Source organism: Paenibacillus sp. SC116 (genome assembly GCF_024733555.1).
In the GTDB taxonomy this organism is placed as follows: Bacteria; Bacillota; Bacilli; order Paenibacillales; family Paenibacillaceae; genus Paenibacillus_B.
Genome location: NZ_JANIOF010000012.1, coordinates 1 through 16,817, shown reverse-complemented (window position 1 = coordinate 16,817; position 16,817 = coordinate 1). Strand labels below are relative to the sequence as shown.

Below are 16,817 nucleotides of genomic sequence, written 5' to 3'. Positions count from 1 at the left end.
ACAGCGTGGCCATCAACGATAATGATATTTTGGCAGACGGATGGTTGGGTACGACTGTGGTTGGCTTATCCTATATCTGTGAGCATAGCAGCAGTCGCGCTGCTTGTTGTGATAGGATGTCTAGTTCGATGGTTTATGGCAAACATTTCGCGTAAATATCCATTATGGACGCTGCGCCGCTTGCTTCGTAAGCAGCAGCGAGATTACAGCAGAAGCCGTGCATTACATGTAGGTGAACTGGCTTGGACTATCATTCAACGCCGCTTTGGGGAGCGGTTGCCTGGAATGACATTAGAGCATTATGTACATGCCGGCTGCGAGAAAATGGGCAGTAAACTTACCTCTAGCGAACGGTTGGCATTAGAAAAGTTGATCGCATACAGCAATGAAATGCTATATGCAGCTGTAAATGAGCGTCCGAAACACGAAGATGAATTTGGGCGTATCTGTTCTGAATTATTTCCCAATAAAAAGCGGAGCGCAGCAGACTTTTAATGGTGTCTGCTGCGCTTTTTAAAAGATGATTGCTTGGTTTAATCTACATTGTTGAGTAAATAACTTGCATTCGTTTATTGCAGGTTACGTGTTTACCCGATACACACTTGAGCGATGAATCATGCGAAACGGCAGTTCATGTCGTTCAGGTGGATCATCGGGATGATCGAGCTGGTGCTTAAACAGCTCAAAAGCTTTCCGTCCGATATCATAGCTCGAAAGATCAAACGTAGTCAGGCCGAGCACTTTAGCAATTGGCAAGTTGTCGAACCCGATAATAGAGAACGATTGCGCGTCTGCCTCGCTATGATTACGCAGTTCAAGCATCATGCCAGCCGCCGACTGATCGCCTGCAACGAGCAGTGCGGTTGGACGTTCTTGCAATTGCAGCAGTGTGCGTATAACCTCCGCACCATCTTCAACATGGTAACAATGATGGAATCCCCATTCCGCGCGAAAAGGTTCACCAAGTTGCTGCAAGGCTTCGCGATAAGCAGATAAGCGCTTTATGCTGTTGTAACTATCTGGGCGCCCTAGACAATATCCGATCCGACGATGCCCATGCTCTATGAGCACATCCAACGCATGCTTCATCGTCTGGTAGTGATCCATATAAATACTCGAAAATTCTTGTGCTTCTGTATATTCACAAGCAACAACAGGGCCATATGCTTCATACGGCTTGATGTCATGCCAAGATGATTGTCGTGAGCAAATAATGACGCCATCAACCAGCTTATCGCGCAGCAATTGAAGGGCACGCTCTTCTTCACTTATACTATAGTCGGTTTGGCACAAGATTATCCGGTATTGGTGCTGCAGCGCTTCATAAGCAATGCCGTCAACAAGTCCTGAGAAGTAAGGGTGATTGGCAAAAGGAAGCATGACCGCCACCATAAATGTTCGTCCTTTTGCCAAGTGAACAGCATTTCGGTTCGGAGTATATTGCAATTGCTCCATCGCCTCTATAACTGCTTGGCGCTTGTCCTCGCTCACATAGGGATGGCCATTAAGTACACGTGATACCGTCGTCACCGATACACCTGCTTCTTTTGCAATTTGACGAATGTTAGCCAATTCATTCACCTCTGCTATGTATCGTTTACACTACTTTCCTTTGACCTTCATCGTTGTTTCTTTTACTCATTGTATACCAATTTCCGCAAAAGCCTCAAATTATGAGCTGTAATCGTAATGATCATCAATCCTATCTTTCAAAAAAAAATATTATGAAAATGCTTGCTCTGAAACGCGTTTCATCCTTTATCTTGAATATGTAAGACGAGAAGAGCGAGGTCGGCGTTACCGTTTGAACGTTTGCTTTTGCAGCTCAGATGGGCGTGACGACCTTGTTTTTCTCTTGGCTCGTGGCATGAGAGATAAAGGAGGCACTAATCATGTACAAAGTAGTATTTTTTGATATAGATGGGACGTTGTTGAATCCGGAAGGAAGCATTCCGCAAACGGCCAAGGATAGCATTGCACGACTGCAGGAGCAGGGCGTAGAGACGGTTATCGCAACGGGACGCACTCCATATGCATTCGAATGGATAAGAGAAGAATTGAATATTCATTCGTACGTAAGTATGAATGGAAGTTATGTTGTTCGAAATGGGGATGTTATTATTAATGACCCAGTACCTGTTGAAATGTTAGATAAAATAAGCCGTTCTACTGGCACAAGAGGGCATGCACTTGGCATGGTTGGAACCGATAATACCGCAGTATCGCTTGCTAATGAGCGTGTAAAGGATTCGTTTACTGAATTCGGTATTGATGTCCCATTAGTCATGCCAGAATACTATCGAGAGCATGCTGTCTATCAAGGATTGTTATTTTGTGAAGAAACGGAAATGAGTGACTACGTGGATGAATTCCCACAGTTGCGCTTCATTCGTTGGCACCCTCTAGCTGTTGATATTCAGAATGAGGGCTGCTCAAAAGCATCAGGTATCGAAGCATATTTGCAAGCAGCAGGATTGCAACCTGATCAGGCCGCTGCATTTGGTGACGGCTTGAACGACTTGGAAATGCTTCAATTCGTGGGAGCGGGCGTAGCAATGGGAAATGCTAAGGATGAAGTAAAGCAGATCGCTCACCGCCTTACGGCTGCTGCTCACGAGGATGGTATCCGCAAAGGTCTAATCGACTTACAACTTATTGAGGCTTAGGAACCGTAGTACTCAATGTCCTCCATACAAGGAAAATAACGAAAGATGTCCATTCAAAAGTGGACATCTTTTTTTGAAAGGGATATATACCGTATTTCAAAGAAAAATAGCTTATTTAGTTTAATGATGTAAATGATTTACTATATATTGTGTTTTTGGTCTTTGGGCGGGAAGTATTGTCTGGTGAGTTTTAGGTGTCCACTTTTGCGTGGACAATAACACAAAATGTCTTTCTGTAGGATACACCTTATGTTATGCTTTATGTAGTTTTTCAACAGGTAAAAATGATGCTGACGATAAAGATAACTCCATCGCCAATAATGTCATGACATCACCGATAGAATGGTATGTTATCCATGAAAATGTGCAAAGAGGACTAAATAGTTATCGGAAATACTTCTCTTGCTTCATTTGAACATGAACGAGATATGTGAATATGTAAAGATTCACTTCATGGTTTGGATTTTCTTGTTTATGGAAAAGGTACATCTGTCATTTTTCAACAGGACATTTATCTTTGACGAATGCAGGAAGAAAGAGTACCATCAACATAATGCAGGGAATGCGAACGGGTAAGTTATGGCATAGTAACTACTGGAAACATATCGCGTCACAGGACAAACAATTGACGTTGGTACCGGCATTTTATTATAATAGTAAACATTATTTTTGAGGGGGCACATGAATGAGCAGCAAGCCGCAAGAGATGATTATCGTTCTTGACTTCGGTGGTCAGTATAACCAACTTATCGCTCGCCGTATCCGCGATCTAGGCGTATATAGCGAGTTGATGCCGTTTAACACTCCAGTAGAAAAAATTAAGGAATTGAATCCGAAAGGTATCGTTTTCTCCGGTGGACCGGCGAGCGTTTACCTAGAAAATTCTCCAGTTGTTGATACGGCTATTTATGACTTGGGTCTTCCGATTATGGGGATTTGCTACGGCATGCAGCTAATGTCTCATCAGCTTGAAGGTAAAGTACAGCGTGCAGGGAAGCGCGAATATGGTAAAGCAGATGTCGTGTTCCAACCGGACAGTGCGCTAGTTAAAGGTTTGGAATCCAACCAAACGGTATGGATGAGCCACAGTGACCTCGTTGTAGAACCGCCAGTTGGCTTCCGCGTGGATGCAAGCACAGAGCATGCGCCAATCGCAGCAATGAGCCATTCTGAGAAGAATTTCTATGCTGTTCAATTCCATCCAGAAGTGCGTCACTCTGTGTACGGAAATGAAATGATCCGCAACTTCCTATACGACGTGTGTAAATGCGAAGGCAACTGGAGCATGGAAACGTTCGTTGAAGACAAAATCCGTGAAATTCGTGATACAGTTGGCGACCGTAAAGTACTTTGCGCATTGAGCGGTGGTGTAGACTCCTCTGTAGTTGCTGCGTTGATTCACCGTGCTATCGGCGATCAGCTTACTTGTATGTTCATTGATCATAATTTGCTGCGCAAAGGCGAAGCTGAAGGCGTTATGGAGACATTCACAGGCAAGTTTGATATGAATGTTATCAAAATTGACGCTCGTGAGCGCTTCATGAGCAAATTGGCAGGCGTCTCCGACCCTGAACAAAAACGTAAAATTATCGGTAACGAGTTCATCTACTGCTTCGATGAAGAGTCCGCTAAGCTTGGCGAGTTCGACTTCTTGGCACAAGGTACGTTGTATACGGATATCGTAGAGAGTGGTACAGCTACTGCTGAGACGATTAAATCTCACCACAACGTAGGTGGCTTGCCAGAGGACATGAAGTTCAAACTTATCGAGCCTCTTAACGCACTCTTCAAAGACGAAGTTCGTAAAGTGGGCGAAGAGCTTGGTCTTCCTCGTGAAATCGTATGGCGTCAGCCATTCCCAGGTCCTGGTCTTGCGATCCGCGTATTGGGCGAAGTAACAGAGGACAAGCTAGTAATCGTTCGTGAATCTGATGCGATCCTTCGTGAGGAAATCGCAAAGGCAGGTCTAGATAATGAGATCTGGCAGTACTTCACAGCACTACCTGACATGAAGAGTGTCGGCGTAATGGGTGACTCCCGTACGTACTCCTACACAGTAGGTATTCGTGCAGTAACATCCATCGATGGTATGACAGCTGACTGGGCACGTATTCCGTGGGATATTCTTGAGAAGATCTCCGTACGTATCGTTAACGAAGTTGAGAACGTCAACCGTATCGTTTACGATGTAACATCCAAGCCGCCTGCAACAATCGAGTGGGAATAGGATTGGATTTGCATATAGCACCTTCATGCGGATATATTCGCAAGTAAGTGTTTGAGTATGCCGACCGATGTGCAATTTAGGATAACAACATTAAAGCCGCTGGATACCTGTGCTAGGTATTCGGCGGTTTTTTTATTTTTAAGAATGTCATCGAGTACGTGCTTCTTATCAGTGTTCCGTGATTGAATATGTAAGCGATGAGAAAGTGTAGAAACTTGTCAGTTTAACAAACCTGTAACGCTAAAACACGAACGTAAACAATTTAAATTTTGATAATGTTCGGATTTTACGTTGACATAAAGCGTAGTCGCTCGTACAATAGGAGTAGATAATTTCATATCGTTTTTTCGTATAATTTCGGGAATTGGCCCGGAAGTTTCTACAAGATTACCGTAAATGATCTGGCTACGAAAGATACAGGTGTACGCGTCATGCAAGTTCACTCGATGTGGATGCAGCGTTAGTTCACCTCACCTTACTCATTGACTCTTGGTCTATTCCTGCTGAATAGGCAGAGTTGCCTGTACATAGCTGTACAGGATTACACACGAATGTATGCAATCGTATATTTGTGTGTGACCAATAAGAGTGATAAGTGTATCTGTTGCGTAGTCAGAACTTGAGAGCTTAATCTCAAGTTCTTTTTTGTTTGTCAGGGGAGCTTTACAAGAGGGGCAGTACACAAAACAGGGGTATTATGGGGAGGATGTAACTCGGATGGAACGCTTCTTCAAAATCAAGGAGCATGGCTCTACGATTAGAACCGAGATTATGGCAGGTATCACTACGTTTATGACGATGGCTTATATACTTGTCGTCAATCCAAACATTCTAACGGCATTCGGTAAGACGGGCATGGAATGGTATCCGGTCTTCTTGGCAACAGCGATTGCAGCGGGGGTATTTACGATTGCAATGGGGATCTTCGTAAACTTTCCAGTAGCAGTAGCGCCTGGTATGGGCTTGAACGCTTACTTTGCTACCATCGTCGTGTCGACCGCGTCGACGGGACAGCCTGTTACATGGCAGATGGCGCTAACAGCCGTATTTATTTCGGGAATCATCTTCTTCTTACTGACGATTACGCAAATTAGACAAATGTTAATTGATGCAGTACCAGATGGTTTGAAACATGCAATTACAGTTGGTATTGGATTATTTATTGCAATAGTTGGCTTGAAAAATAGCGGATTGCTCACCGTATCCGTTGAATCGGTGAAAGATATTCCGGCAGGAACATTCACTCCTGTATTAGGGTTTGAAACGGTATTTGGACTTGGTCAATTCACATCGGGTCCAGTGCTGCTTACGATTATTGGCTTGGCTCTGATTTCGATTCTTATGGTGCTTCGCGTACCTGGTGCTATTCTATTCGGAATACTAGGTACAACCGTAGTTGGTATTTTCATGGGTGAAGTGAATCTTAGCAGTCTTTCAGATACTTCACAAACACCATGGATTCCAAACTTGGCTGAATTACAAATGTTCCAGTTTGACTTTGCAGGCATTATGGGTGTAGGTATCGTCTCTATCATATTGACATTCACATTCGTTGAATTGTTCGATACATTCGGAACTTTGATTGGAACAGCTAACCGTGCTGGATTAATGAAAAATCCAGTAGAAGGGAAGAAACGCGTCGGCAAGGCGATGTTTGTAGATTCCCTTGCAGTGAGCGGCGGTGCAATGTTAGGTACGTCTACAGTAACGGCTTATGTAGAAAGTTCAGCTGGTATCGCTGAGGGTGGACGTACAGGTTTGACAGCTGTATCTACGGGTGTGTGCTTCTTGCTAGCTTTGTTCTTGGCGCCAGCGATTGCGATTATTCCAAGCTCTGCTACAGCTGCTGCTCTGATCGTTGTAGGTGTACTTATGATGCAGTCCGTAAATGAAATTAACTTCAAAGACTTGGTCATCGGTATTCCGGCCTTTTTGACAGTTACATTCATGCCGTTTACGTACAGTATCGCAAATGGTATCTCGTTCGGTATTTTGTCCTATGTGCTGCTTGCATTCGTTGCGAACGTTTCTGGCAAAGGCGAGCAAAAATACAAGATTCACTGGTTGATGTGGGTATTGTTTGTTCTCGTACTGGCGCGCTACGTATTTATGCAAGGTGGTCATTAAGAACGGAAATAGGGGTTGCAACTTTAGGTCTAAAGCTGCAATCTCGCTTTTTTCTCTAGTGTGATATCGATAACATAATCTATCATTCCGTATAGGTGATATCGTTAACAGAAATTGGATTGTTCAATGCGATTGGAAGTTGATTTCTATTAACACAGTATCACAGGCATTCTGACTGTACATTGTACGGTTCCACTACATCCAGGAGGGGTTCTACTAATGAAAAAAATCGCTTCTATTCTTGTTATTGTACTTGCGTTAAGCACGATGCTGATGGCTTGTTCTAATGACTCTGCTGCGGATAAGCCGACTGAGTTAGTCATTTCGACATGGGGCTTCTCAGAAGATGTAATGAAGAAAAATGTGTACGAGCCATTTGAGAAGGAACATAACGTCAAAATCGTTGTGGAAACGGGTAATAACACCGACCGTTTGAATAAAATTCGTCAAGGCAGCTCCAAAGTAGACCTTATCTATTTGTCCGACTACTACGCGCTTCAAGGAATTGAAGAGGGATTATTTGAGAAGATTGACCGCAAGAACATCCCGAATATTGATCAATTATATAACATTGCACAGGCCCCGCTTGGTGAAGGCTGGGGACCAGCGCACACTGTAGCGCAGTTAGGTTTAGTAATAAACATGGATGAAGTGAAAATGAAAGTAGAATCTTGGAGTGACATGTGGAAGCCGGAGTTCCAGAACAAGATTGCACTTCCAAATATTACGATTACGAGCGGGCCGATGTTGATGGATATGGCGTCCAAGCATGCAGGCAGCACTGATATGAATGCAGATGCGGCGTTCAAGGCGTTAAAAGAAATTAACCCAGGTGTTGTGAAGTATTATTCGAAGTCAGCTGACTTGTCTAATATGTTCGCGCAAGGTGAAGTAATAATTGCTCCAATGCAGGATACGTTTTTTGGTAGTGCAAAGGAGGCTGTACCAAATGCAGCGTTCATCACACCGAAAGAGGGCGCTTATGCACTATTGAACACGGTCAACGTTGTTAAAGGTTCTAAAAATAAAGAATTGGCTGAGAAGTTTATTAACTGGCATTTGAGCGAGGAAGTCCAAAAAGCAAATGCGCTCGATAAAGTCGACGCACCTTCAAATAAACATGTTGAGCTTACTGAAGCACAGGCATTTGGTATGACGTATGGTGCAGATGTTGTCGAGAATTTGAAGACACTTGATCTAAAAATGGTCAACGAGCAGATGGCATCTTGGATCGATCGTTGGAATCGCGAATTAGAGTAACTATCAGTGTAAATATTTTCAATTGGTTGGTCATGAGCCTCTTTTCCATGTATAATCATCGCGACCGTGCATGGTCGAATGACAGCGAAAGTTGTCGATAGAGATACGACATAGGAGGCGAAACAAAATGAACGAACAAATGACGGAAACACGAGCAGAGGAAATCGCAACGGGAGCTGCTGAGGCAGGAAGCTTACAGCCCCGTACACCGATTTTCCTTGATGTTGATACAGGTGTGGATGATGCGCTTGCGATTATGTTGGCAGTAAAGAGTGGGGCATTCGATCTGCTCGGCATCACGACTGTGAATGGCAACGTATCACTGTCTCAAGCGACATTGAACACGCGGAAAGTGCTTCATGTACTAGCGGAGGAAGCGGAGCAGAAGGGACGTGGTGAAGAAGCAGAACTCATCGCGAACATTCCCGTTATTCCGGGAGCGGATCGTCCATTGCGTCGTCCTCAATATTTCGAGCATCGCGTGCATGGCAATGACGGTATTGGCGGTGCATTGGCTGATCTAGAGCTGCCGCCGATGCGTGCTTCGAAGCAGGCTGCACTTATTATGGTAGAAACGATTAAGGAACGCCCAGGTGAAGTTACGCTCATTATGACAGGGCCGTTGACCAATCTGGCATTGGCTTTGCGTGCATGTCCTGAGCTGCCAACGCTTGTGAAGGAAGTTATTTTCATGGGTGGCGTTGTGACTTCATTCGGCAATGTTACGCCTACAGCGGAATATAACATTTACGTTGATCCTGAAGCGGCGCGCAACGTTCTGCAAGCAGGATTCAACATTACAATGGTTGGCCTTGATGTAACACGTCGAGCGTTGTTGACTCGAGATCATATTGAATCGATGGGCGATGCTCCACTAGCTCCATTGGTGTATGACTGTACTCGCGATTACATGGATATGTATGCGAAGCGTTACGGACATCCTGCTTGCGCGATGCATGATCCATTTGCAGTAGCCGTAGCAATCGATCGTGCTGTAGCAACCACAGAGCATTTGTACGTTGATGTTGAAGTGAACAGCAACTTGTGTGATGGACAGACAGTAGCCGATTTCCAAGGTCGCTGGAACAAGGAGCCTAACGTGCATGTGTGTATGGACCTTAACCAAGAAGCATTTATTGAGCGTTTCTTACATGTCCTAAAGAGATAGTAGGGCTCGAAACGTATTAAAGCGTTGTTCGAAACGATTGCTTGCGACTAAAAAATAGAATAAGAAAAATAGAATAGAGAAGTTCGATATGGAAGAGATAAGAGGCAAGAAGAATTAGAAGGATTAGAAGAGGTAGAAGTGTCATCTTAAGCAACTTACTATGATAGCAAATGGGAGATAAGCAGCGATGAAGAAAGTGCACCTCTGGCTCTTACTACTGCCAGGACTGTTATTTTTGACAATCTTTATGATCATTCCGATCTTTATGACGATTGGCTCAACCTTCTATCATGAAGGCGAGTTTACGGTTGAAGGATATGTGAAGCTGCTCAGCGATCCTTACATGCTGAAGATACTGGGGACAACCTTGCAAGTGAGCTTCGTGACGACGCTTGTTTGTATTTTGCTAGGGTTCCCGACAGCTTACTATATCTCGAAGACAAAGGCGAGAACAAAAGGCATCTTGCTCATGCTGGCGTTGTTTCCACTCTTAACAAGTGCGATTGTGCGCTCGTTCAGCTGGATGGTTATTCTCGGGAAAAATGGCTTAGTGAATCAGTTCTTGCTAGGCATCGGCTTAATCGATGATCCGCTTAAAATTTTGTATACGCCGATAGCGATGATGATTGGGATGATTCATTTATTCCTTCCATTAATGATTATTTCACTAGTTGGTGTGATGGAGAATATTGATGGCGACTTGCTGCAAGCGTCTGAATCACTTGGGGCTTCGCGTTGGAAAGGCTTCATGAGCATTATCGTTCCTTTGTGTGTACCAGGTCTTATTGTAGGCAGTATCCTCGTATTCGTTGGTAGTTTGACGGCATATACGACACCGCAATTGTTGGGTGGCAAACAGCGTGTTATCGCGACATTCCTTTATCAAAATGCGATGACGCTAAATGATTGGTACATGGCCTCAATCATAGCGACGGTTATGATCGTGATAACGTTCATCATTATTGGGCTCATGAATCGTCTTGCCCGCAAATTGAATCCGAAGGGGTAGCGCAACATGAAGGACAAACATCGCGGTCTTGCTCTGTTTACGACGCTCGTCTTTATCTTTTTGCTCGGACCGCTCGTCATTATTATCGGAACATCGTTTGGAGATAGCTCTGTGCTAAAGTTTCCGCCAGAGGGATTCTCGCTGAAATGGTATAAAAATATTTTCGAAGTCGATATGTTTATGGAGACGTTCAAAGTAACGATGGGCGTTGCCTTACTCGGTAACTTAATCGCCCTTTTGCTAGGGGTGCCAGCAGCATATGCGTTAAGCCGCGGTCAATTCCGTGGCAAAGAGCTGCTGAACTCGATCTTTATTTCCCCGATCTTAATTCCGGGTGTAGTCATGGGCTTCACGATGCTGAAGTTTTTGGTCGTACAGTTCAATCTTCCTATTTATACAAGCTTGCTGATCGGTCATATTGTGCTGATGCTGCCGTTTATTATTCGCGTCATTAGTTCGAGTCTATCGAACTTTGATTACTCGGTAGAAGAAGCTGCTATGAGCTTGGGTGCGAGCCGTTTGAAGACATTTTTCACGGTTGTGCTGCCGAACATTCGCTCAGGACTGATTGCAGGTGTGCTGCTCGCTTTCTTGGAATCATTCAACAACGTGGACATTTCTGTGTTTATGACGGGTCCGGGTGTGAGTACTTTGCCGATTCAAATGCTGACCTACGTCGAGAACTATTTCGATCCGACGATAGCGGCGATATCGGTACTGCTGATGGTGCTGACCGGATTGTTAATGGTCATGATCGAGCGCTTGATGGGATTGTCTTATTTTACGAACAAATAACGGCTCAACATCGGAGGGACTACGGACGTGGAATTGTTATCGCTTAATGATATTTCTGTTGCTTATGAAAAGAATCTAATTCTAAAAAACTTCAATCTTCATATCGAAAAAGGCGAGTTGATCTCGCTGCTTGGTCCATCTGGCTGCGGAAAAACGACGACACTGCGTCTCATTGCAGGGTTTCTTGAAGCGAAGGACGGACGCTTTATGTTCGAGGGCAAAGATTATACGCGTGTGCCGGTGAACAAGCGCAACTTCGGCTTTGTATTCCAAAGCTATGCGTTGTTCCCGCACATGACCGTATTTGATAATGTCTCTTATGGTTTACGTCTGCGCAAGGTGAGCAAGGATGACATCGCTAAACGCGTGGCGGACATGTTGAAGGTCGTTAGTTTGGAAGGCTTCGAAAAGCGTTTCCCAGGCGAATTGTCCGGCGGACAGCGTCAACGTGTTGCGATTGCTCGTGCTCTGGTCATTCAGCCAGACCTGCTGTTGTTCGATGAACCGCTTAGCAACTTGGATGCGAATCTTCGTGTGAATATGCGTGTCGAGATTCGCCGCATTCAGAAGGAGCTAGGCATTACAACGGTATATGTCTCTCACGATCAAGAAGAGTGCTTCTCAATCTCTGATAAAGTAGCCATTATGAACCAAGGTGTCATCGAGCAGTTGGATGCGCCAGCCGTTATTTATAAATATCCGACGACTGAGTTTGTCGCTCGCTTTATCGGCTTCCATAACTTCATTGATGTTAATGGGCTGAAGGTCGATGGTGAACAAGTGACAGCGGATTGCCCGCAAGGGTTGAAGCTTAGCCTTGTTCATCGTTCGGGACACCCGATCGTTGAGCAGATGAAAGCAGCGATTCGTCCAGATGATCTGTTAATTGCTTTGCAAAGTGAGCTTTCGAATGGACTTGCTGGATTGACAGCAGCGGAGCTAGAGTCAGGTTGGAACGTGATTGCTGGTCGGGTTAAAGTAAGTACCTTCCTCGGTCGCAGTTATCAATATGAAGTAGAGACCGCTCTAGGTACGTTTACGGTCAATCGAGAAATGGAAGCTCCGTTCACGACGAATGAAGCTGTCCAGCTCGTACTGCCAAAAGAGAAGGTCGTACTTGTGCGTACTAAAGTGTAGCCTATCTTGTTCGAATGCTTGTGTACAAACGTAAGGATGCTTTGGGAGGGGACTTACTCTTCGCTCAATTTCTTCTCGATAAACCCCTCTCTATATTAGGAAGGGGTTTATCTTGTATATAGAGACAGCGCATCGGGGCTGAGAGAATTTGATAAGATTCGTATTTGCAAAATTAATGCAGGGGCAGGAGGCAGCGTAGATGATGTCAGAACGAATGCAAATTGATTTGTTGGTCATAAATGTGCACGTATTCAATGTATATATGAAGCGATTTATCACGGGAAACGTTGCTGTGCTGGATGGACGATTTTTGTATGTGGGTGCTCGTGGAGAAGAGGCATTCGAAGCGAAAGAAGTTCTAGCAGGCAATGGGCGACATCTTATTCCAGCATTAATTGATATTCATTTACACATTGAAAGCTCGATGATTACCCCAGCCACATTTTCTCACGGTATTATTCAAAATGGGGTGACGACAGTTGTGTCCGAACCGCATGAGATGGCCAATGTATTTGGTCTTGAAGGTGTACAGGAGATGATTCGAGCTAGTGAAGGATGCGCAGCTGATATTCTCTACGCCATTCCCAGCTCAGTGCCTGCAACACCGTTGGAAACAACGGGCGGTTCTATTGAGATTGCTGATATCGATAAATTGTTGCAGGATGAACGTGTTGTCTGCTTAGGCGAGATTATGAATTCTGTAGATGTGTTGCGTGATCCAGATTGCAAGACGAACCAGATTTTGAATCATATTCGAACGAACTATCCTCATCTAGTAATTGAAGGGCATACGCCAAAGAAACTTGTAGACTTGGAGTTGGCTCGTTTCATGTTCGCAGGGGTTGATTCGGACCATACGGAACAGGAAGTCGACAGCATGCTTGATAGAATGAGAAACGGCATGTTCGTAGAAATTCAAGAGAAGGCGATGCGTCCGGATATAATGCGTATTCTTATAGAAGAAGATGTCGCGGATTTGTTCTGTTTCATAACAGATGATGTGATGGCGGATTCGTTCGTGAAGGATGGACATTTGAATCACCTTGTCCGTAAGGCAATCGCGATGGGAATGAGTCCAGAGCGGGCTATTTATTGTACGACCTATACACCTGCACAGCGCATGCGTCTCCATGATCGTGGTGCTGTTGCGCCCAACAAGCTGGCAGACTTCGTGTTGCTGTCTGATCTGAACACGTTCCAAATTGACGTTGTCTATAAGCGGGGACGCTGTGTATATGATGCGAAGCATGTCGTTAAACAGGAGCGAATAGAAGGGCAATTCCCATCACACTTCTATCAAAGTGTAAAATTATCTCCTTTGCAGGAGGATGATTTCTCCGTAGCTGTAGGTGTAGCCGGAGATCAAGCTAGAGCTGGCGATGTGGAAAATGGCATTCATAAGTGTCGTGTTATGGAAGTATCCAATGGAACGACAACAACGAAGGAGCTGCACTGCGACGTTGAGGTGCAAGATGGTGTACTGCAATGGGAGAGGTCCGAAGGATTAGGGCTTGTCGCTACATTCGAGCGTTACGGCCGCAATGGCAATCGCGCCTATGGCTTGATTACAGGCAGCACTATTAAGCGCGGCGCTATCGCGACAACTTATTCGCACGACAATCACAATTTGCTCGTCGTCGGACACAATGCCGCAGACATGGCGCTTGCGGCGAACACCGTTATCGCCGACCAAGGCGGCTTCTGCGTCGTGGCAGATGGCCACGTCTTAGCTCATGTGCCGCTGCCGGTTGGCGGCATTCTTTCCGAGGAGCCGCTCGATACGTTCGGCTTAGCGGTCAAACGCCTTCGCGAGGCGATGGAATCGCTCGGCTACGAACACTACAATCCGATCATGTCCATCAGCACGCATTCGCTGCCAGTCAGCCCAGCCTTGAAGCTGACTGATCTGGGACTGATCGATGTACATGCCGGCACGATTGTACCCTTGCTCGTCGAATCGTAGTTAGCATCGCGATGATGTATGGGGCTCAAGTCTCATTGGCCTTTAGCCCAAACAACTTATTATGATTCACATGCTTATTTCATAACGCATACAATAGGATATGGAACAGTACACTTGCTCTTCCGTATCTTGCTATGCTAAGATATGGTTAACTTTTAGAGAACGGAGGGTTTCTGATGATTAATAAGGCAGGCTTCCAATTTGGAAGAACTCGATTGTACGTTTGTGACACTAACTGAATAGTGCTCAAAGGCTCTGCCTAGGTGCAGAGTAATCGGGATTGGTCTGCCTATTTTTAAGGAACCCTAAACGCTATAACGCAAGAAGAGGGTGGGGACGAATGCACCCTCTTTTTCTATACCCTTAACTATAGATTGAATATCTGGTGTTGAGCATACCGCCACTTGCCTGCATGTCTTTATAGAACACTATGAAGAATGTAGGGTGAAGTGGATCTATTGTGTGCGCGTGTGCCATGCAATATGACTCGTATGCTATATCTAGAAGACCAGCGTCTTCGTTGGGCGATTTCCTGCTGTCCACTCATGATTATAATCATGGTGTGAGGCAATGGAATTTGTCTGCGTCGTCGTGTTATATTCCGTTTACTCCAATCACAGGCATACGCCTGTGTTTTTTATTTGCTCATAAAGCGTGAGTAGTTGGGAAAGCTTCTATCTGAACTACTTGCTTATAATGAAAGTAACGGGAGATGATTATATGAAAGAACTTATAGAACAGCAGCAAAAAGCAGTGATCGTCGGTGTGAACCTGAACCACCAAGCGGACTTTGAATATTCCATGGAAGAGCTCGCTAACCTTGCAGCGGCATGTAATGTTGAAATCGTAGGCAGTGTCATTCAAAATCTAAGCCGAATAAATACGTCTCATTATATTGGAACAGGTAAGCTGGAAGAAGTGCGTGCTGCCGTTGAGCAGCAGGATGGCAATCTAGTTATTTTCAATGACGAACTGTCTCCATCCCAAATTCGTAACCTTGAAGCAGACTTGGACTGTAAAGTAATCGACAGAACGATTCTGATTTTAGATATATTTGGTGAACGTGCAAGGACGCGCGAAGCTCAGCTTCAAGTCGAAGTGGCTCAATTGCAATACATGTTACCTCGACTTGTTGGTTTGCGTGAATCACTAGGTCGCCAAGGCGGCGGAGTAGGTACGAAGAACAAAGGTGTCGGTGAGAAGAAGCTCGAGCTCGATCGTCGTAGAATTGAAGAGAAGATCAGCATTTTGAGCAAAGAGCTAGAAGTGTTGGTTGCGCATCGTCAGACGCAGCGCAAGAAGCGCAGAAAGAGTGAAGTTCCGGTTGTGGCTCTTGTCGGTTATACGAATGCGGGCAAATCAACGGTTATGAATACGATGGTGGAACTGTTTACAGAAACGAAAGACAAATTCGTATTTGAAAAAGATATGCTGTTTGCAACACTTGAAACTTCTGTTCGCAATATTGAGCTTGAAGACAATAAGTCATTTTTATTGACGGACACAGTTGGATTCGTAAGCAAGCTGCCGCATCATCTAGTGAAGGCTTTCCGTTCTACATTAGAAGAAGTAAAAGAAGCGGATCTGCTCATTCATGTTGTTGATTTCTCCAATCCTGAGTACGAGCAGCATATCCGGATTACAAATGAAACGCTGCAAGCGATTGGTATTGAAGATATTCCGATGATCTATGCTTACAATAAAATTGATCTTCGTGAAGGTGATACTCCAAGCACAAGTGGAAGCAACATCTATATGTCTGCGAAAAAGAAGCTTGGTGTTGAAGAGTTAATACAAGCGATACGCCAAAATGTATTCAAAGACTACGTGCGTTGTGAAATGCTTATCCCTTACGATCAGGGTGGCACGGTATCTTACTTGAATCAAAATGCTACAATAATTGCAACAAGCTATGAAGAGGAAGGTACGAAACTGACGCTGGAATGCAGACAAAGTGATTACAGTAAGTTTCAGAACTTTGTTGTCAGTGAGTAAATAGATCCATTAACGTTGAAGACTCTAATGTATTTATTGAAGGAAGATAGGTAATTGATTATGGCCACCTTTGTTTAGAAATGATGTAGCAGCATAAGAGAGGTATCTCAAATGCTCGTGAACACATTCTTGCTTTGGTGGCTATTTTGTTCCTTTATATAAAATGTAATAATGTGGTTTAATAAAAGGGGTTGCCTTTCTATTGTGAGCGTGATATATTTGTATTCCGCCGCTGAGAGGCGCGGTTGAGACAAGCTTAATAGAAATGGATTGAAGTTAAGTTCGAAACTAAGCTTCAAAAAAAGTTTTAAAAAAAGCTTGACTCGAAAGAAACGAAATGATATATTATAAGAGTCGCCGCTGAGAAACACGGCGAACGAGAGTGAAAGAAAGCGAATCGTAAGATGAGTGATCTGGAGCGAAATTGTTCTTTGAAAACTGAACAACGAGTGAAACGTTTGATATAAGAA

General features: G+C 44.4%; 11 protein-coding genes, 1 pseudogene and 1 riboswitch. Of the genes and pseudogenes, 11 read left to right on the top strand and 1 reads right to left on the bottom strand.

What is annotated here, in order from left to right; all coding sequences use genetic code 11:
- A pseudogene (locus tag NQ117_RS23895) lies at positions 1-495 on the top strand (hypothetical protein); the annotation flags it as partial.
- A gap of 84 nt (positions 496-579) precedes the next feature.
- Here NQ117_RS23895 and NQ117_RS23890 read toward each other — a convergent pair.
- Entirely contained in the window at positions 580-1,572 is a 993-nt protein-coding gene (locus tag NQ117_RS23890; protein WP_258280502.1) for a LacI family DNA-binding transcriptional regulator, read from the bottom strand.
- Positions 1,573-1,892: 320 nt separating this feature from the next.
- On the opposite strand from NQ117_RS23890, the gene NQ117_RS23885 reads away from it, so the two are divergent.
- The 10 genes from NQ117_RS23885 to hflX all read left to right on the top strand — a co-directional run bounded on the left by NQ117_RS23885 (position 1,893) and on the right by hflX (position 16,347).
- On the top strand, positions 1,893-2,666 hold the full coding sequence (locus tag NQ117_RS23885; RefSeq protein WP_258280501.1) for a Cof-type HAD-IIB family hydrolase: 774 nt from the start codon (positions 1,893-1,895) through the stop codon (positions 2,664-2,666).
- A 685-nt stretch (positions 2,667-3,351) separates the two neighbouring features.
- The gene (gene guaA, locus NQ117_RS23880) at positions 3,352-4,893 is read left to right on the top strand and encodes a glutamine-hydrolyzing GMP synthase (protein ID WP_258280500.1); all 1,542 of its coding nucleotides are present in this window, start codon (positions 3,352-3,354) and stop codon (positions 4,891-4,893) included.
- Between the two features lie 327 nt (positions 4,894-5,220).
- A riboswitch (purine riboswitch) is annotated at positions 5,221-5,321 on the top strand.
- Between the two features lie 289 nt (positions 5,322-5,610).
- On the top strand, positions 5,611-7,020 hold the full coding sequence (locus NQ117_RS23875) for an NCS2 family permease (protein ID WP_258280499.1): 1,410 nt from the start codon (positions 5,611-5,613) through the stop codon (positions 7,018-7,020).
- Between the two features lie 219 nt (positions 7,021-7,239).
- Positions 7,240-8,280, top strand: a complete 1,041-nt coding sequence (locus NQ117_RS23870; protein WP_258280498.1) for an ABC transporter substrate-binding protein — start codon at positions 7,240-7,242, stop codon at positions 8,278-8,280.
- A gap of 127 nt (positions 8,281-8,407) precedes the next feature.
- Positions 8,408-9,448 carry a nucleoside hydrolase gene (locus NQ117_RS23865; protein WP_258280497.1) on the top strand — a complete coding sequence of 347 codons (1,041 nt, stop codon included), beginning with the start codon at positions 8,408-8,410 and terminating at the stop codon, positions 9,446-9,448.
- A gap of 187 nt (positions 9,449-9,635) precedes the next feature.
- Positions 9,636-10,457, top strand: a complete 822-nt coding sequence (locus NQ117_RS23860) for an ABC transporter permease (RefSeq protein WP_258280496.1) — start codon at positions 9,636-9,638, stop codon at positions 10,455-10,457.
- Between the two features lie 6 nt (positions 10,458-10,463).
- The gene (locus NQ117_RS23855; RefSeq protein WP_258280495.1) at positions 10,464-11,252 is read left to right on the top strand and encodes an ABC transporter permease; all 789 of its coding nucleotides are present in this window, start codon (positions 10,464-10,466) and stop codon (positions 11,250-11,252) included.
- Positions 11,253-11,279: 27 nt separating this feature from the next.
- Positions 11,280-12,389, top strand: a complete 1,110-nt coding sequence (locus NQ117_RS23850; protein ID WP_258280494.1) for an ABC transporter ATP-binding protein — start codon at positions 11,280-11,282, stop codon at positions 12,387-12,389.
- A 214-nt stretch (positions 12,390-12,603) separates the two neighbouring features.
- Complete coding sequence (locus NQ117_RS23845) at positions 12,604-14,352, top strand: adenine deaminase (RefSeq protein ID WP_258280503.1); 1,749 nt, start codon at positions 12,604-12,606, stop codon at positions 14,350-14,352.
- 720 nt (positions 14,353-15,072) lie between these two features.
- Positions 15,073-16,347: a GTPase HflX gene (hflX, locus tag NQ117_RS23840; RefSeq protein WP_258280493.1), complete on the top strand. Its 1,275-nt coding sequence runs from the start codon at positions 15,073-15,075 to the stop codon at positions 16,345-16,347.
- Positions 16,348-16,817 lie beyond the last annotated feature (470 nt).